The following is a 17399-nucleotide window of genomic DNA, read 5'->3' on the forward strand; positions in this document are numbered from 1 at the left end:
CTGACGCTGAGCTAGAAAGTTTAAACGATCTAAGGTTTCATGTAAAACCACCAAGAGATACTTGATCCATTCACTTACTTTTGACTGGCATATCCCAGAATACTCTGCCATAAAAGATTGACTAGGGTTTTGCTTTAAGTAGTGCAATATGAACTTTAGTTTGGCTTCATTCCCATACAGGCTACTTAACTTAGATTCTTTAACTTGTTTATACTTGCGTAAAGTCCCTTTGAGGGTATAGTTGCTAACTCGTTCCTCCATAAGAGGACAAAAAACTGAATATAAATGTGTGTATTCTCAATGATTAAGTGTAGTTAATGTGTTAATTTTGTTCATGGCTCGTCTTTTTTAGTTTGTTTGGTTTTGCGACTACAAATCTAAAAAATTCAAGCCTTTTTTTATGATACTTCTGAAACCGTGATAAAGTCTATTATCATAAACTATGAATTCGTAGCGGAGAGCTATTATTTATTTTTTGTAAAAAGCATTTGATGATTTTGAGCAATACTTTGCTGTTTCTTCTTGTGAAGGTTTGGATTACTCAATAAAGTAACCAGTGCGATAACCAAGGGAGGAAGTATCCCCATGAATCTCGTTGCTATTGAAAAGATGAATGCTTTCATATAATTCTGTAATTCTAAAAAATATATAATCTATAGATATTATAGATTATATAGATATGATTTTTTTTGAAAGATTTTATTGCCTTGTGCTATTTTGCAAGTTTCTGTACCAAAAACCTTATAAAATACTATAAACGGTATATTAAAAAAGATATAATAAATAGGTACAATATAATTTTAACATTTTTCCCTAAAAAGCAGAGAAATACCTTGTACCCGAAAACGGACGATTTGATGACAGTCTATTCTTAAAAATAATTTAGATAAAACATACAGACTTGTCTGTATGTTTTATCTAAATTATTCTTACCTTTGTTACATAGCCAAAAGGAGAGAGACTAAATCTCTTTTTTATATTGACCTATATATACAGACTTGTCTGTATATATTTTAAACCTTTAATAAAAATACTAACATGGAAACCAAGAAATCAGTACCCGCAAAATTGGACTTAGCCACCTTATTAGCAATCCAGCCCAAACTACTACAACTCAATGATGAGCAAGAAGTGGTAATGCCAGACGAATGTGGAGATACATTATGGGATAAAGTTTTGGCACAGTACGAAGCAGAAGACAAAGAGAAAAAATAGTATCAATAAAAGCATCCTTATAATGAAGTATTAAACTCGTTGAAATCATGGCAAAGAATTTCGCAGAAATTGGCTTTAGTGCTGCGGCTAAGAAGCTACAAGAAAAGCATGGCAGTCGTAAAACGTATTCCCGAATGGAAAGCCAAACAGTTTACTCGGGCCTTGGTAGACATGAGCAAAGCTTTATTGCTCAAATAGATAGCTTTTATATGGCAACCTCTGGCGAAAATGGCTTTCCCTATATTCAGCATCGTGGTGGACCTAAAGGTTTTCTGAAAGTACTCGATGAAAATCGACTAGGGTTCATAGACTTCAAAGGAAATATGCAATACATTTCGGTGGGGAATATCGCGACGAACAACAAAGTATCTTTATTTATGGTCGATTATCCGAATAAAAGGCGCTTGAAACTATACGCCAAAGCAGAAATTGTTGAACTGAAAGATAATCCAGTGCTATTACAAAATCTTGATTTAGAAGATTATAAGTTTCAACCAGAAAGAATGATGGTGTTCAATATAGAAGCTTTTGATTGGAACTGTCCGCAACATATTACCCCTCGATTTACAGTAGAAGAAGTAGAGGAAGCTTTGAAACCACAATACGAGCATATCAAAAACCTAGAAGCTGAAATTACTGAGTTGAAAGCAAAATTGGGTTTGTAAAACGAAATCGTAGGAGTCCTTGTTGAAGTTATTTCCAACAAATTAGCGACAGATCCAAACTGGTTAACTTATGTCCTCAATCTTTGGCTTGTTGCTCTCGCTGAGCTCGTTGGAGAAAATTCCAACGAGCTCAGCGATGGTAAAATGCCTACAGCCTACTGCATATAGCTGACAGCCCAAAAGCATTTTACTTACAAATTATTGACCGAATACAAAGGCATATTAGTCATCCAGTCTTGTACTCGGCGATTATTCATCGAAAATCGAAGGTTCTGGTGTGTTTGGAATTTGTCGACAAAGACTTTCAGACTTTTTGATTTAAGATTTTCTTCGGCTTTTACTTCTATAGGTATAATCGTTTGCTCTTTTTGAATCAAAAAATCTATTTCAGCCGTGGCATTTGGAGCAGACCAATAATAAATTTCATGTTTTATTTTCAATTGTTGTGCGACAAACTGCTCGGTTAGAGCACCTTTAAATTCTGTCAATATGCTGTTTTTCTCTAACAATATTTTGGGAGAAAAACCTGCCATGGCATTGAGCAAACCCACATCCAGACAAAACAATTTGAAAATATCAATATCAGAATATGCACTTAGTGGGATATTGGGCTTTTCAACAATATTCACTTTCAAGACTAAGCCAGCATCCGTAAGCCATCTGATTGCAGTTTCAAAGTTCTTTGCTCTCGAACCTTTCTTGATTTGACCATAAATAAATTTCCGATTTTCTTTGGCTAATTGACTAATCAAATGGCTCCAAACCAACCGAATTCTTGGTACTGTTTCGATTGGGGCGTACTTAGCAAAGTCGTTTTCATAGCCTAACAAAATTTTGCTTTGGATTTCTCGTACTTGATACAAATCTTGAAACTGGATATAATTAGAAACCGCTTCGGGCATTCCACCTATGAAATAATAGCGTCGCAGTAAATCGACAAGTTTATCGTGAAAAGAATCTATGATAGCCCAATTTTCAGCTTCAAGTTGAGCCAAGAGCAATTGTTGCCCCGTATTCTCTAAAAACTCAACGAAGCTCATGGGATACATTTGTAAAAAATCTACCTTTCCAACAGGGAAAGACGTACTTTTTTGTAAAGAAACGCCCAAAAGCGAACCCGCAGCGATGATAAAATATTCTGGCGCTTGTTCGTAAAAGTATTTTAAAGCAGTAAGTCCTTTTTCTGCTTCTTGAATTTCATCAAAAATGAGTAAACATTTGTCTGCCTGAATCTTATAACCTACTTCAATTTCAATGGTAGTAATGATGCGTTGTATATCAAAATCTACTAAAAATAAGTTCTTTAGTCTTTCGCTACTTTCAAAGTTTAGATAAACAGTTTTTTCAAATTCCTGTTTTCCAAAGTCTTTCATCAACCAAGTTTTACCTACTTGTCTTGCTCCTTGTAAAATAAGGGGTTTTCTATTGGCTGAATTTTTCCAGTAAATTAAATCTTTATAAAGGCTTCTTATCATTTTTTCAATTGATTATTTGTGTAAAAATACATTTTTATCAATGAAAATGTGTATAAAATTACATTTTTATGAATAAAAAACTGAGAATCATTTGTTTCTAGGAAAAATTCACAACAATGAATGACTTGATTTGATAGGATTAGGATATTTCTTGTGGCCGACAAATAGTAAGAAATCATTTATCAGAAGTTGGCTCAAAGAATATGGAGATTTTTTGCTGTTGAATGATGGAACGCAAATTCCTATATCTCGTGGTAAGAAACAGTTGGTGAAAGATACTTTAAGGATTTTCTGAAAGCAAAATAGGCTTTTCATTGAGTCTTACAGACCTTCTTTCTTTTACCCCACAGACACCCATACCACAATTTTTGATAGAGATACCCAAATAGTATTTGTACTTTAGCGTTGTAAAAAAACAACTTATCCCAAAAGGACTATAAAAACTATACACATGAAAAAACTATCATTTATTATTTGCTTGTTGGTGTCGGTGCAAATGGCTTTTGCTCAGAAAAAAGAAAAAGGCTGGGTCTCGCTTTTTGATGGAAAATCTTTTGCTGGCTGGCGTGTCAATGAAGAAAATCCTAAAACTTTTTCTATCGAGGATGGCACCATAAAAGTGGCGGGGGAACGCACTCACTTGTTTTACGAAGGCTCTGTTGGTAATCATGATTTCAAAAATTTTGAACTAAAAATCAAGGCAAAAACATTGCCTGGTTCTAATTCTGGCATCTTTATTCACACAGGTTACCAAGCTTCTGGTTGGCCTGAAAAAGGTTATGAAGTGCAAGTAAATCAGACACATACCGATTGGAGAAAAACAGGTAGTTTGTACGGTGTAAATGATGTAAAAGAAAACTTAGCCAAAGACGATGAGTGGTATGAATACCATATTATTGTGAAGGATAAAAGAGTGATTATCAAAATCAATGATAAACTTGCTGTGGATTATACCGAACCTGAAACGCTTCCAGAAGATCGTGGAAAGAAAAGACTTAGCTCAGGTACTATCGCACTACAAGGTCATGACCCCAAAAGTGTCGCTTATTTTAAAGATATTAGAATTAAGATGCTGAAATAATTGACGATTTGTTTAGGTTGCCTTATCATTCCTAGCAGGCGAATCAATTCGCCTGCTAGGAATAATGCTTATTTCATCACTAAAGTATTGGGTTGAAAGGTCTTCCACGAATGCCAAAACTCCTGATAAGCTTGTATTTTGGGTAAAGACGAGCCTTGGTATTTTCCTGATATACATTTCCCATCCATATCCCACACTGCATCTGATTGACTATCAATCAACTGGTTGTCTTTTAAAACCAAATCGAGCTTCCCGAATGGGCTTTCGCTTTTGAAGGCATGAAAACTTTTACCATCTTTTTCTAAAACGATTATGATATGATGCTTTTCGACAGTGTCATAAATAATCCGTTTTTGCAGCAATGTATTCCAATCATAAGCTTTGGCAGTCTTTCCAAGTGTCATGCCCACAACCCATGATTTGGGCTTCCAAGAAAGAGAATCTCGAGTGGTTAATTCACTTTTCCCTTTGCCTGAATCATAGTTTTTCAAACCACTATATTCTTCCTTAAAAAGGCTGTCAGCTTGCATAATCAAGGAATTGGGATATTGTCTTAGCCATGAGGCTAGACTAACCTGCTCGGATGGAAAAGAGCGAAGTGTTTTACCTTTGAGTTTTCCTGTAATAGACTCACCTGTAGCTTGTTGCCACCATGATCCTGTTGTTTGGTCTTCGAACATGGCATTGAAATGATCCATTCCTACTAGTCTAAATTGCTCATATTTGCCATTGACAAAAGGCAAATAAACACGTCCTGTACGACAAACGGTGCAATAGGTAATCATCATAGGTGTGCCCCCAACGGTATCTATTACTTGGTGATGATAACCAATCAATTGTATAGGATAGGCCTTGGCTTGTCCGTTATGAACAACGCCAAGTATCAATTTATTTTTAGCAATTTTGTTATCGCTTCCACTTGCCATTATTTTATTTTTAGGTTGATAAAACATATGGTCAGCAGTTAACTGAAAATTAAATAGATAAACCACTCCTAGCCACAGAAAAGTAAGCCCTCCAAGGATAATTTTGGTAAGTTTTGAGCCTATTTTAAAGTTTTTCCAAAGAGGATATGCCAGTAGTACAATCCCCAAAATGCGTAAATACCAAATGTATTGATGTAAAAAATACGCCAATTCTATGGTATCTGACTGCTGACTTCCAGGAAATGGCATGATAAAATATACTTTCAGTATTTCACTGATAAAAAGAATTAAAAATCCGATAATGAGTTGTACTCTCATAATAGCTTGATAATAAATGGTTAATAAGTTTGTCTGAGAAGAGTTCTACCCCTTAATATAGGCAATTGGATCAAAATTAGCATATCCTTCGTCTCTAATTCTCGGTCCTCTGTCGAGATAGGCACTTGCCTCTTGAGGTGCCCATGTTCCTAAACCGTCTACATATCTATTAAACATACAAAAAGCGGCGGAAATTAATACGGTATCATGCAGTTCACGGTCGCTTGCACCTGCTTCACGGGCTATGGCAATATCTTCTGGTAAAACTTGTTTACCTCCTTTTTGTACTTTTCCTGCAATGTCCAATAATGCCCTTAGTTTTGGAGAAATGGGCGTTTCAACAAAGTTTTTCTTGATGTCGTCCATGACACTAATATCACAATTCAAATGCGCAACTGCCGCTGCTGCATGTGAAGTATGACAAAAGTGACAGTTGTTGAGATAAGATACATGAGCAGCAATAAGCTCTCTTTCGCCACTCGAAAGAGTTGATTCGCCTCTCAAAAATACCTCGGCAAGATTGAGTAAAGGTTGTGCGGTGGTTTTATTATAGTTCAAAAGCCCTGAAATACCTGGCAAGGATGGATTGGGTAAAGTGATATATGACATGGTTTTACTTCAGTTAAAAATGATTGGGCAATGCAATTCCAGCCTAACGTAAATGACAATACGTAAGGAAGGTAATTAGTGGGCAAAATAAAATATAAGACTATGCTTTGGGCTTTCAGGTGACGGCTTTCGGCGATGGGTTTAAAAAAAATTAACACTCTTTGCCTGTTGCCTAGTGCCTAAAGCACAGAACTTAAATCTAATTTTGCACGAGTACTTGTATTAAACTGAAGCTATTTCGGGAGGCATAAAAACACCTGAGGTATATAGATGAGCATATAGATAAGAGTAGTAGAACAAACTTTGTTTTTTGCTTTCGATGAAATGAAGATATTTGTTTTCCAGATCTACTTTTTGAGGTAAGTAGTTAGATGATAAGTGCTTGCATAAATCTAAAGCCTTTTTTAAGGGCGAACTTTTTTCTGAATGATTATCAGAAAATTGTTGGCTAAGTTCTTCAGAAATAGATTGATACTTTTGTTTAGCCTTATGATTGGTCTTGATTTTGGTATAAATCGTATCGTTTGAATAACGTTGTTCGATAATATTGTAAAACTCACCCTGATATTCAATTAAACCTTCATGAGAAGTAATATTGGCAAAATCGCTACTGTAGGGCAAAGCAATAGGCATTTTGATTTCTAGCCATTCATCATTTTGAGTAACTGGCGTAGCTTTTTGAATCGACTTGTCAAAGCATAGCAAAACAATACCTGTGCTAAACATATTGTATAGCAACAAACACAAGAATGTTATGCTGATGGCTTTTTTCAATGGACAAGTATTAGAGGATTTCTTTCTATAACAAAAGTAAATGTTTATTTCATACAATTTTTGAGATTGCTAAAATTAAATTAACCCCTTGAGTGAAGATTTTCTGCTTTCAAAAGTCAGTTTGGCTCAAAATTGAATTTATTTTATATTTTCTCCATATAATAATATTCATAATTTCTTAATCTAAACTTGTTTTTCACTTGACAGACTTGGGCTAATGCTGCTATTACTTTTGCCCTCGAATTACACTTGATGCCTTTGAGCAAAGAGGTTATCCGTTTTCTATAAATGCTACCGACAATTTGAGGTGTTCGGTTAAAAATCATGAAAAAAACTATTTTTACAATCCTTTGTTTGTGTGGATTGCTTTCAACAGCTTTTGCACAACAAACGATAAATCCAGTAAGTAGTCAAACGAAAGAGACCAATTGGGTTCAGCGCAAAAACTACTTATTCTTGACTTTGTTGGAGGAATCCAAATCGCTACGTTTACAGTTGGAAGAAGATGAAGTCTTACAAAAACTGGCTGCTCAAAAAAACTTACAACTTTCAGAAGCACTCAAAAATTGCGCTTCAAAGCCCGCTTGCTTAATCGAATCACTTCGATTTTCAGAAGAAGAAATTAAAACTGTATCGCTTCGTTTATCGCAATTATGCACTAAAGGTAGTTTGTTAGAAAATCTGGTAAAACAGTCTTTAGCACCATCATTGGCTTATGGGAAATTTGAGAATCATGAAATTAATGCTGTGTTGCAAAAAGCTTGGATGCAAGATGCTCGTGGTGTAAACTGGACAATAGGGGTATATTTAGGAGGTCAAAAACCCAACTATCCTTTGATAGATTCTATTGCTTTTGATATTACCAAAAGAGGTTATTATCAACTGTTGGGCGACTTAACCCGTGCGGTTCAGGCAAAGGTGAATGGCTCAAAACTGTTCTTTTTACCAACACTGACTTCGGCGTTATTTGCCTTGGAAATCAACGAAAGAGAGCAAATCGCAGACTACGAACCTATGGCGAGTGGAGTCAACAAACCTGTGGTTGACCGACTCAAAACGATTGCTTGGAACAAATATCCGTATTCACTGATTTTGGTGCCTGGTGCCGGTCCTGACATAAAGGATATGCCTTTGAGTGCCGAAGGAATGATGCGTTGTCGTGTGGCAGCAGTTAGATATTTTGAAGGAAAAGCGCCTCTCATTGTTGTATCTGGTGGGAAAGTACATCCGTACAAAACGCCTTATAATGAGGCCATTGAGATGAAAAAATATATGGTCGAAAAGCTTCATGTACCTGCCAATGCCATTTTGGTAGAACCACATGCTCGCCATACTACGACCAATATGCGCAATACGGCTCGTTTGATTTTCCAATACGGAATACCTGCTGATAAACCTTGTATTACTTCAACGTCGGTTTCTCAAAGTCAATATATCCATGAGTTGAATTTGGATAAACGTTGTGAAAAAGAACTTGGCTATGTGCCATATCGTAAAGGAAAGCGTATTTCTGAAACCGAAGCCGAGTTTTATCCATTAATTGAATCCATGATGCTTAACTCATTGGAGCCAATGGACCCGTAATAGGTCGTAACACTTCATCTTTATTTTATGCAATTATCTATATTAATCAAATACCCATTGATGATGGGATTGTTGGCTACGTCTTTTTTGTGGGGAGCAAGCCAATTACCTGAGATTTCTATTCAGGCAGAAAAAACCTTTAACCTCGATTCATTGGGTGCTGGACAAGGAATCAGTCGTATTGGAAATCAGTACTTTGCTTATGGTGACCGCGAAATTGGGGTGATTCGTGAATACAAACGTGTTGGCGATTCATTGAATTATCAGCACAAAGAAATAGCCTTGAGCATTGATGGAAAAGATGTAATTGGGCATCCCACAGGAATAGCCTACCATAAAGGACTGCCTACTTTTATTGGCAACAGTGTGCGCCTAAATCCTGAAGGGACACAATGGAAGGCTGTTATTTACCAAGTTGATTGGAAAGGTTTACAAAAAACTAGAAAGCTAGATAATAATCTTATTTCGACAATCGATGATGATGCTTGTATCCAAGGCACTCGCCCCGAATATGTACAATACAAAAAACAGTGGTATGTAGCTACCGCTGATTATGGTAATCGTAAAAACGAAGTACGTTTATATAATCCGTTAGCGCTGGCCAAAGCTAAAAAGACTTCCGACAAAGAAGTTTTATACAAAAAGTTTTCGTGTGGAGCTTTTGTACAAAATCTTTTATGGATACCCGAAAAGAAAATACTGGTTTTGATTCAGAATCAAATTGAAGGACGACGCTGGCGCTTTAGTTTTTTGGATTTTGAAAAATCTATTGAAACAGGAGAACAGATGGTTTTAAAAACAATTGATATTGACAAAGCCGATGAATTAGAAGGGTTTACCCTTTCTGACAACCTTCTCGAAGGTTTTGCAGTAACCTCTTCACGCCGTATGAATACTACATTTATCCGCTTACAATGGTAATGTATCACAACAAAATTTAATTCCATTTTTTATGCAAAACATTTTACAAAAACAGCTTATCCTAAAGGCATTATTATGTTTGTGCCTTTCGGGTTCGATAGCTGTTATGCCAACCCAATCCGTAATGTCGGCAACCTTGGGCAAAATGGCAAATCCTGTTACTGGAACCGTAACTACGTCCAAAGGTGAGCCATTGGCTGGCGTAAACGTGTATGACAAGACTTCCAAAAAAGGAACGGTAACTGATGCTAAAGGTAGATTTACCATCCAAACTACCGAAGGATCTGTATTAGTTTTTTCATTTGTAGGTTTTGATAGTCAGTTAGTTACTGTTGGGAAGGCATCTAGCTTGACGATTCAGTTAGCAGAAAACTCACAAGAGTTACAAGAAGTAGTTGCGATTGGCTACTCTACCGTGCGCAAGAGTGATGTAACGGGTGCTATTTCGAGTGTAAAAGCCAAAGAATTGAATCTTACTACGCCTACCGTTGGTCAGGCTTTGGTAGGTAAAGTAGCAGGGGTACAAATTTCACAAGTGAGTGGCGCACCTTACGTAAGTACAAAAATTCGTGTGCGTGGAGTAGGTTCTATCAATGCCAGCTCAGATCCATTGTATGTGGTGGACGGTTATCCAGTAGGAAATGACCTTTTTATCAACCCTAATGATATTGAAAGTATTGATATATTGAAGGATGCCGCTTCGGCTGCTATCTATGGTTCAAGGGCTGCTGGTGGGGTAGTATTGATTACAACAAAACGTGGTAAAGAGGGTAAAGGACAATTTCAATATGATGTGCAATATGGGCTTAATCAATTAAGCAAAAAGGTAAAATTGCTCAATGCCGAGCAGTTTACGCAATTGTTGATTGATGGGCACAATAATACGTACAAGGATTTAATCTTAAATTCTGGAAAAACATGGTCTGATGCCATGTATTCTGACGACAACGCAACTCGTGTCGCTAAAGTTGGAAATGCTTCTTCCGTGAGTTTACCACCAGATTTGTATGATTTTGCTAATCAGAAAATGATTACTCCAAAATACAACACCGATTGGCAAGATGAGCTCTACCAAACTTCTATGGTTCAGCGTCATAACTTATCATTTACAGGAGGTAATGGTTCTACTCGTTATGCGATTAGCGGTGGATATTTGAGTCAGCCCGGTATTATCAAAAGTACCAAACAAGACCGTATCAACTTCCGTGCGAACGTAGACGGACAGGTTAGCTCGAAGTTACGTGTAGCTGCCAACTTGGCAATTACAACCAACGAAAACCGTGAAGTACAAGAAGGTCGTTTCAACCAAGGCCCTATCATGGGAGCGCTTATTTATATGCCAATTTTCCGTGCGTATAACGATGATGGTTCATTGAGAAAAAATGAAGCTGCGGGTCTTTCTGCCAATTATGCCTACCAATCAGTTGAAAACCCTGTAGCGCTAGCGACTGAAACTAAGATTTCGAGAAAAGGTGTAAGAGGTACTTTTAGTAGTAATGCTTCGTACCAGATTTTACCGAGTTTGTTGGCTAAAATTAACCTTGGTTTGCAGACCTACAATGAGAAATATGAGTATTACCTACCAACTACTTTGAGTAACGGTGCTAACCCTCCAGGTTCTGCACAATCAATTGCAGCAGCCAATGCGGTAGCACAAACACGCTCCGAAATGGATAAGTTGGTAGAATACACTTTGAATTTTAACAAGCAATTCGATGGGCATTCGATTGGTGCATTGGCTGGGTATTCGGCACAACAAGTAGACATTGACGTAATTAGTGTAACAGCGAAAGGTTTCCAAGATGACCGTATTCCAGAAATTACTGGTAAAGGTGCTGACGCAACCAATTTTACCTTGAATGGTGCAACTGGTAAGTCAACCACTACTTTACTTTCTTACTTGGCTCGTTTGTCGTATAACTACAAAGAAAAATATTTCTTAACAGCTTCTTATCGTCGTGATGCTTCGTCTCGTTTTGGCCCACTAAACCGTTGGGGTAATTTCCCTTCAGTATCTGCAAGCTGGGCGCTTTCAAGCGAGCCATTTTTTACAGAAAAATTTGGTCCTGAAACAAGTCTAAAGCTTCGTGCTAGCTGGGGATTAAGTGGTAACAACAATATTGGTAACTATGGTTTTGCTCAAACTATGTCAAGTCCAACAGGTGTTGTTTTTGGTACTGGAACTGTAGCTTCGGCAGTATATCCAAATGCCTTACGTGACCAAAGCTTGGGTTGGGAATCTACTTCTCAATACAATATCGGGGCAGACTTGGGTTTACTCAACAACCGTATTTTCTTGATGGCTAACTATTATTTGAGTCAGTCAACAGACTTATTGTTTAACCAACCAGTTTCGGCGGTATCAGGAACATCAACGATTTTAACAAACTTACGTAATTCTAAAGTTCAAAACCAAGGCATTGATTTACAGTTAGATGCAAGAGTTGTTCAAACTTCAGATTTCCGTTTGAATCTTTCTGGAAACTTCTCGCTTAACCGTAATAAGGTACTGGATTTAGGTGGAGCTAATACCATTTTGACCAACGGAGCAGAACGTTCATATTTGACACATATTACGCAGGAAGGTCAACCAATCGGGATGTTCTACGGATTCAAAGTAAAAGGCATGGTTCGCGAGGCTGATATGGCTAATATCGCAGAAGATAACGCTAACTATAATGCTGCAACTCAGACTTATACTGCTGGGTATAAAATCAAAGGGCCAGCTCGTTCAACAGCCTCGAGTAACTCTTTAAAACCAGGCGATTTGTATTTTGAAGATACCAATGGCGATGGCGTTGTGAATGATTTGGATAAAACAGTTATTGGTTCACCTTATGCGAAGTTTACTTACGGTTTTGCGATTACAGCTTCATATAAAAACTTCGACTTTACTTCATCTTTCAACGGAGTTTATGGAAATCAAGTGCTTGATGGCCAGTACTATTATACTTTCAATATGGAAGGTTCGGGTAACCAATATGCTGATGCTGTGAATCGTTACCGCTCAGAAGCTGAGCCTGGCAATGGAATGATTTATCGTGCTTCTCGTGGGGGTACACAAAGTAACAGTACTCGTTTGTCGACCTTCTATTTACAAGATGGTTCATTTATGAGATGTACCAACATGACCTTAGGATTTACGATTCCTGACAATTGGTTGAAAGGACAAAAAGGCTTGAGTGGCGCACGTATTTATCTAGCAGTAGACAACGCTTTTACATTGACCAATTACAGAGGTTATAATCCAGAGGTAGACTATAACAACGGAGCAAATCTTACGCCAGGGGTTGACTACGGAAAGTATCCGCTTGTAAGAGCTTATACTTTGGGAGCTAAGTTGACTTTCTAGTCTTTTGTAGAAAACTATTTTAAAAAGAGAAAAATGATTAAGAAAATATCACTTTTGGCACTTGTAGCGCTCAGCTTAAGTGCTTGTTCGGACGATTTTGTAACACAAAACGACCCGAATGCCGTAAATGCTACAGACTTTTTTAAAACCGAAAACGACGTTTTACAAGCGGTCAATGGTGTATACCAGTCTTTGAGAAGTTCAAATAACATTGGTGAAAACAGCGGCTTATATACCGACGAACGCTCAGACGATGCTGGTCGTAACGACAACCAATCAAATGCAGGAGAGCCATTTCAGTTTAATGATTTCTCTATTTTACCAAGTAATACTTATTTGAAAAGCCATTGGCTAGCACTTTATCAGACTGTTGCTAGAGCCAATCAAGTTATTTCTAATATTGATAAAGTAACATACACCACAGCAGCTAATAGAGATATTTATAATGCTGAGGCGAAGTTTCTTCGTGCTTTAATCTATTTTCATTTGGTTCGTAAATGGGGTGATGTGCCTTTGGTTACTCAGCAATTAAATACGACAACCGATGTAAAAAACAGCACTTTCCGTGAAAAGAAAGAAAAAGTATATGATCAAATCGTAGCCGATTTGAAAGAAGCTGTAAATTCTAACTTGCCTAACCACCAGCCTGCATCTGACAAAGGTCGTGTGTCAAAAGCTGCTGCTAATGCTTTGCTTGGTCAGGTGTATTTGACTATGGCAACGACCTTAGATCAGGCCAATCGTGGGGCAAATTTAGGAAATGCTAAAACTTATTTGTTGGCAGCTTACAACATGAAGGCATTTACTTCATTGAAGGATATTCCTTATGCAGATGTGTTTGATGTTGCTAAAAAGACGACAAACCCAGAAATCATTTTCCAGATTGTTAGTAGACAAGGTGACCCTTCATATTCATCTTCTATTGCGGCTAATAATCAAGCTAAGGGCGAAACAACAAATTCTTTGAAACCTAATAATGGAGTCGGAGGAAATGTAAAAGCCGATCTAGTTAAAGAATACGAATCTACCGATTTACGTAAAGATTTCTCTATCAAATATGCCAACGATGCAACCGTAAAAGATTGGTATATCACTAAGTTTAGAGACGTAAGTTCGACCGCTGGTGCCAATGGTTTTGGAGGTAATGACTGGCCTTTGATTCGTTATGCTGATGTGATTTTGATGTTGTCGGAAGTAAGTTTGTATTTGGGTGAAGAAGCTAATGCGATTATGTACCTCAACCAAGTGCGTGAGCGTGCGAAGTTGCCAACATATGAGGTTTCGAAATTAGACCCAACTTATAGTCAGAAATTCCCAACCTTAAAATTGGCTATCTTGCACGAGCGTCGCGTGGAGTTGGCATTCGAACACCACCGTTGGTTTGATTTATTGAGATTCTTCACTGCTGATGAGTTAGTTAACTATATGAAATCCAAAGCTCAATCAGATTATGGAACAGCTAAAGTTTCTAACTTTGGTACAAAGGATTATTATTTCCCTATTCCATTTGATGAATATAAATTAGATCCAGTAAAAATGTACCAAAACAAAGGATACTAAGTGATAATGTAGAATTGTGAGTGGTGAATTGTGAATGATCTTTAGTCCTTGCCTAAACATCTAGTCCGAGACTAAGTCTCGGACTAGATGTTTTTTTTGCCATCGTTGGAGTTTTCTCCAATCATTCTACGTAAGCAATGAGTGTGTATTGAGTCAGTTTGTTGGAGACAACGCCAGCAAAGGCTAGGAGACTAATATTTTGCTGAATGCCCAAAGCTGAAAGCCGACGGCTCACTAATCCATCCCGTAGAAATATCATTCAACTTCATGTTCCATAAAAACCCGATAGTCATACGTTTTTTCTTGAATCAAATCTTCGTAATGAATAGTAAATTCATTTCTGGTAATGGTATATTGCGTTATGGAAACGGTTTTTAATTGGTTTTCAAAATTGACTTTAAGATTACTTTTTGCATGACCTTTTCCTCCAAAATGATGAAAGTCTAATAACGATTCTTTATTAGGTTTTTGTTGTAAAAAATCCTTAAACCAATCTTCTCTTTGCTGAATTATTGCTGGTGAATAAAGGGTAACAGATGACCATATATGTGCTACGTCTGATTCTCTTTCGCAATACAATATCTCTTCGCCTGTCCATTTGATTTCATGCAAAATTCGTTCTTTTTGACTTTCGATAATCACTAAAGTAAAAGGTTCTATTCCATTGAAGCGGTAGGATTGGAGAAAAAATTGAACTGAATAATATTCAAAAAAATCAAGGATGACTTTGCCACGACTTTGTCGATAAGGAGGTTTGGGGGTATGTTTTTCAACGCCCCCATTCAGCAAACAAAGTGTAAAATTCCCGCAACTTCCTATCCAAGTTCCGTCTCCTTGGGGATCTTTTGGAAAAAATACATATTGCCCCCCAAGCTGATACTTTTTGGGTGGAACCGCCAATATTCTTGAGACGGCTTCGTCTCTATTTGATGTCAATATAAATCCTTGATTTTCAGTGGGAATATAAGTCAGTACGCACATATGTGTTCATGCAGAATGTGAATGTAAAAAAATGTTTTAGCCCTCGTTGGAGTTATCACCACCGAGCATAGCGTTAGCAACAAGTCAAGTCTCGATATCATGATTTAGTTGGTTTTTGCTAACGCGAGTTTGTTGGAAAAAACTCCAACAAAGGCTGGACTTACTATATGTTATCTATGCTGAAATGCTTTCACGGTATTTAATTGTTGAATATGCCACTCCAAAATCCGATGCAAGAGATATTTCTGGAAAATTTTCTTGAATTCCTATACGTAACAATGCAAAATGATGAATCGCATGTTCAATCAAATAAACTAACTCTCGTTGTACATTTGATATAACCATTTCTGGAATAATGTTATCGTAATAGGTGGCCATCAATAATGGCTTTTGACCGTCAGAAATACTTGAAATTTTATGAACAATGGTGTCTAAACAGTCAAGTGTATACGTCAAGCTATTTTCGATTAGGAAATCTCTTTTTCTTGCATCATAATCAACTATATCATCTTCGAGTCCTAGTATGAAACATTGGAAAAACTCAACAGTGTGACGAACATGTTGTCCTACAGAACTCCCGCTAAATACGGTCAATGGTTGCGTGTATTGTGCTGTATCCATCGTGGATAACAAGTCCTTTAACTGAGCGATTATTTCTAAAGAAATGCCTTTGCTTCTCATATTGAGGTGGTGTTTAGGGTAACAAAAATCGTAACAGTATCACCAAGTAATGCACTGGATTCTCCAATGCCAAAGTCTAAACGATTGATTTGAAAACTAGCTTTAAAGAGTCCTGTATTGCCTGTTTGTATGAAGGTAAAAGGAATTTTAAGGCTTTTGGTTTTATTCCTCATCGTCACTTCAAAGGTTCCGATGTATTCATTGGCCTTAGCACCCCGCTCTGCCTGAGTACAGGTCATATCGATTTTCGGATATTTTTCTACATCAAAATATTTGACACCTCGCAATGTTTTGTCACGTAAGCCCAAACCTGTGTCTATTGTTCGGGCTTCGAGACTAGCATTCATACTGGTTTTTAGTAATTGATTGGTGTCAAAAAATATCGAACTTGTCAAGCCTTTAAAGCTACCCTCAGCAGTTGAGCCAAAAGCATGCTTGATTTTAAAGGTTATGCTGCTTGAAACCACTTTCCAATTTTGAGAAAAAGTTACACGTGGTTGTAGCAACAACATACCTATGAATATTCCTCCTAAGAGATACCTACTTTTTGGAAGGTAAATGGTAAGAGATTGCCAAAAATGGTTGCAAGATTTTGTGTCTAAAGCGATCATTTTCAAAGGTTAATAAACGGTCTGTTTTATATTCTAAAAACTGGAAACTCAATCCTGCTCTCAAACTCCATTTTGAATCCAAATGATATGAAGCATATAGCTCAGAGTTCAAACTTCCTAAGTCGCTGTCGCTAATCAAAAGCAAATTGAATACACTCGGACTTGCTGATTGTACGCTATTGTTCAAGGATGACGACGCTGACGAAAGGAATTTACCCGTTTGTTTTCCGCCAAAACTTACACCAATGGCATCGATATTGAATCCCACATCGAACTTTTTAAAGCTATATTGTAAGGCGATTTTGACATTCAACGAACCTAATTCTGATTTTGATAATTGTAGTGTATCTATATTACTAACGATATCGTCGGAGAACAAGGCAAAAATGCTATATTGTCCTGAGGTTAATCTTGCAGGTGCGGTTCGATAGGTTTTTTCTCCACCAAAAAGCCCATTGGCTCGTAAGCCCCAACCCATTTTAAATCGCTTATTCTTTCCCAATCCATAGAGTTTTTGATAGGAAAGAGAAGGTGCAAATGATTGTCCAAAGGCAATTGACAAATCGACATCCTCTTGAATTTTGGTATATTGCCCAAAGGTTGTTATTGAGCATAGCATCAACAACAGCAAAATTATTTTTTTCAT

15 protein-coding genes are annotated in these 17399 nt (G+C 37.2%); 7 read left to right on the forward strand and 8 right to left on the reverse strand.

Annotated elements, in window-relative coordinates:
* The first annotated feature begins 1038 nt into the window (after window positions 1–1038).
* Both BWI92_RS27325 and BWI92_RS13965 read left to right on the forward strand, forming a co-directional pair.
* Window positions 1039–1215, forward strand: a complete 177-nt coding sequence (locus BWI92_RS27325; RefSeq protein ID WP_176464425.1) for a hypothetical protein — start codon at window positions 1039–1041, stop codon at window positions 1213–1215.
* 47 nt (window positions 1216–1262) lie between these two features.
* A complete protein-coding gene (locus BWI92_RS13965; RefSeq protein WP_095163878.1) occupies window positions 1263–1880 on the forward strand; it encodes a pyridoxamine 5'-phosphate oxidase family protein in 618 nt (205 codons plus the stop codon).
* Window positions 1881–2071: 191 nt separating this feature from the next.
* On the opposite strand, the gene BWI92_RS13970 is transcribed toward BWI92_RS13965, so the two are convergent.
* A complete protein-coding gene (locus BWI92_RS13970) occupies window positions 2072–3355 on the reverse strand; it encodes an ATP-binding protein (protein WP_095163879.1) in 1284 nt (427 codons plus the stop codon).
* A 451-nt stretch (window positions 3356–3806) separates the two neighbouring features.
* Here BWI92_RS13970 and BWI92_RS13980 point away from each other — a divergent pair, with 451 nt between their 5' ends.
* Window positions 3807–4436: a DUF1080 domain-containing protein gene (locus BWI92_RS13980; protein WP_095163881.1), complete on the forward strand. Its 630-nt coding sequence runs from the start codon at window positions 3807–3809 to the stop codon at window positions 4434–4436.
* 68 nt (window positions 4437–4504) lie between these two features.
* Here the strand turns inward: BWI92_RS13980 and BWI92_RS13985 are convergent, their stop codons facing one another.
* From BWI92_RS13985 to BWI92_RS13995, 3 genes are all read right to left on the reverse strand, one after another.
* Window positions 4505–5680 carry a DUF3179 domain-containing (seleno)protein gene (locus tag BWI92_RS13985; RefSeq protein ID WP_095163882.1) on the reverse strand — a complete coding sequence of 392 codons (1176 nt, stop codon included), beginning with the start codon at window positions 5678–5680 and terminating at the stop codon, window positions 4505–4507.
* A gap of 45 nt (window positions 5681–5725) precedes the next feature.
* Window positions 5726–6289: a carboxymuconolactone decarboxylase family protein gene (locus BWI92_RS13990; RefSeq protein WP_095163883.1), complete on the reverse strand. Its 564-nt coding sequence runs from the start codon at window positions 6287–6289 to the stop codon at window positions 5726–5728.
* Between the two features lie 222 nt (window positions 6290–6511).
* Window positions 6512–7063, reverse strand: coding sequence for a hypothetical protein (locus tag BWI92_RS13995; RefSeq protein ID WP_141234783.1), 552 nt, complete (start codon window positions 7061–7063; stop codon window positions 6512–6514).
* Window positions 7064–7387: 324 nt separating this feature from the next.
* On the opposite strand from BWI92_RS13995, the gene BWI92_RS14000 reads away from it, so the two are divergent.
* Genes BWI92_RS14000 through BWI92_RS14015 form a run of 4 tightly spaced genes read left to right on the forward strand, consistent with a single transcriptional unit; the run spans window position 7388 to window position 14480 of the window.
* On the forward strand, window positions 7388–8647 hold the full coding sequence (locus BWI92_RS14000) for a YdcF family protein (RefSeq protein ID WP_095163885.1): 1260 nt from the start codon (window positions 7388–7390) through the stop codon (window positions 8645–8647).
* Between the two features lie 27 nt (window positions 8648–8674).
* Window positions 8675–9568: a hypothetical protein gene (locus BWI92_RS14005; protein ID WP_229363105.1), complete on the forward strand. Its 894-nt coding sequence runs from the start codon at window positions 8675–8677 to the stop codon at window positions 9566–9568.
* A 31-nt stretch (window positions 9569–9599) separates the two neighbouring features.
* Entirely contained in the window at window positions 9600–12920 is a 3321-nt protein-coding gene (locus tag BWI92_RS14010) for a TonB-dependent receptor (RefSeq protein WP_095163887.1), read from the forward strand.
* A gap of 33 nt (window positions 12921–12953) precedes the next feature.
* Complete coding sequence (locus BWI92_RS14015; RefSeq protein WP_176464426.1) at window positions 12954–14480, forward strand: RagB/SusD family nutrient uptake outer membrane protein; 1527 nt, start codon at window positions 12954–12956, stop codon at window positions 14478–14480.
* Window positions 14481–14735: 255 nt separating this feature from the next.
* Here the strand turns inward: BWI92_RS14015 and BWI92_RS14020 are convergent, their stop codons facing one another.
* The 4 genes from BWI92_RS14020 to BWI92_RS14035 form a co-directional block, all read right to left on the reverse strand.
* Window positions 14736–15461 (reverse strand): NRDE family protein, encoded by a 726-nt coding sequence (locus tag BWI92_RS14020; RefSeq protein ID WP_095163888.1) that lies wholly within the window; start codon window positions 15459–15461, stop codon window positions 14736–14738.
* A gap of 174 nt (window positions 15462–15635) precedes the next feature.
* On the reverse strand, window positions 15636–16142 hold the full coding sequence (locus tag BWI92_RS14025) for a hypothetical protein (RefSeq protein WP_095163889.1): 507 nt from the start codon (window positions 16140–16142) through the stop codon (window positions 15636–15638).
* The gene (locus tag BWI92_RS14030; protein WP_176464427.1) at window positions 16139–16654 is read right to left on the reverse strand and encodes a YceI family protein; all 516 of its coding nucleotides are present in this window, start codon (window positions 16652–16654) and stop codon (window positions 16139–16141) included. Before BWI92_RS14030 ends, BWI92_RS14025 begins: the two co-directional genes overlap by 4 nt.
* A gap of 28 nt (window positions 16655–16682) precedes the next feature.
* Window positions 16683–17399: a hypothetical protein gene (locus tag BWI92_RS14035; RefSeq protein ID WP_095163891.1), complete on the reverse strand. Its 717-nt coding sequence runs from the start codon at window positions 17397–17399 to the stop codon at window positions 16683–16685.

The sequence above is a fragment of the Flectobacillus sp. BAB-3569 genome (assembly GCF_002270355.1).
Lineage (GTDB): Bacteria > Bacteroidota > Bacteroidia > Cytophagales > Spirosomataceae > Flectobacillus > Flectobacillus roseus.

Bases quoted from the DNA above. Each gene is read 5' to 3' on its own strand.
- BWI92_RS27325 (WP_176464425.1), top strand. From the start codon at position 1,039: ATGGAAACCAAGAAATCAGTACCCGCAAAATTGGACTTAGCCACCTTA.
- BWI92_RS13965 (WP_095163878.1), top strand. From the start codon at position 1,263: ATGGCAAAGAATTTCGCAGAAATTGGCTTTAGTGCTGCGGCTAAGAAG.
- BWI92_RS13970 (WP_095163879.1), bottom strand. From the start codon at position 3,355: ATGATAAGAAGCCTTTATAAAGATTTAATTTACTGGAAAAATTCAGCC.
- BWI92_RS13980 (WP_095163881.1), top strand. From the start codon at position 3,807: ATGAAAAAACTATCATTTATTATTTGCTTGTTGGTGTCGGTGCAAATG.
- BWI92_RS13985 (WP_095163882.1), bottom strand. From the start codon at position 5,680: ATGAGAGTACAACTCATTATCGGATTTTTAATTCTTTTTATCAGTGAA.
- BWI92_RS13990 (WP_095163883.1), bottom strand. From the start codon at position 6,289: ATGTCATATATCACTTTACCCAATCCATCCTTGCCAGGTATTTCAGGG.
- BWI92_RS14000 (WP_095163885.1), top strand. From the start codon at position 7,388: ATGAAAAAAACTATTTTTACAATCCTTTGTTTGTGTGGATTGCTTTCA.
- BWI92_RS14005 (WP_229363105.1), top strand. From the start codon at position 8,675: ATGCAATTATCTATATTAATCAAATACCCATTGATGATGGGATTGTTG.
- BWI92_RS14010 (WP_095163887.1), top strand. From the start codon at position 9,600: ATGCAAAACATTTTACAAAAACAGCTTATCCTAAAGGCATTATTATGT.
- BWI92_RS14015 (WP_176464426.1), top strand. From the start codon at position 12,954: ATGATTAAGAAAATATCACTTTTGGCACTTGTAGCGCTCAGCTTAAGT.
- BWI92_RS14020 (WP_095163888.1), bottom strand. From the start codon at position 15,461: ATGTGCGTACTGACTTATATTCCCACTGAAAATCAAGGATTTATATTG.
- BWI92_RS14025 (WP_095163889.1), bottom strand. From the start codon at position 16,142: ATGAGAAGCAAAGGCATTTCTTTAGAAATAATCGCTCAGTTAAAGGAC.
- BWI92_RS14030 (WP_176464427.1), bottom strand. From the start codon at position 16,654: ATGTTGTTGCTACAACCACGTGTAACTTTTTCTCAAAATTGGAAAGTG.
- BWI92_RS14035 (WP_095163891.1), bottom strand. From the start codon at position 17,399: ATGAAAAAAATAATTTTGCTGTTGTTGATGCTATGCTCAATAACAACC.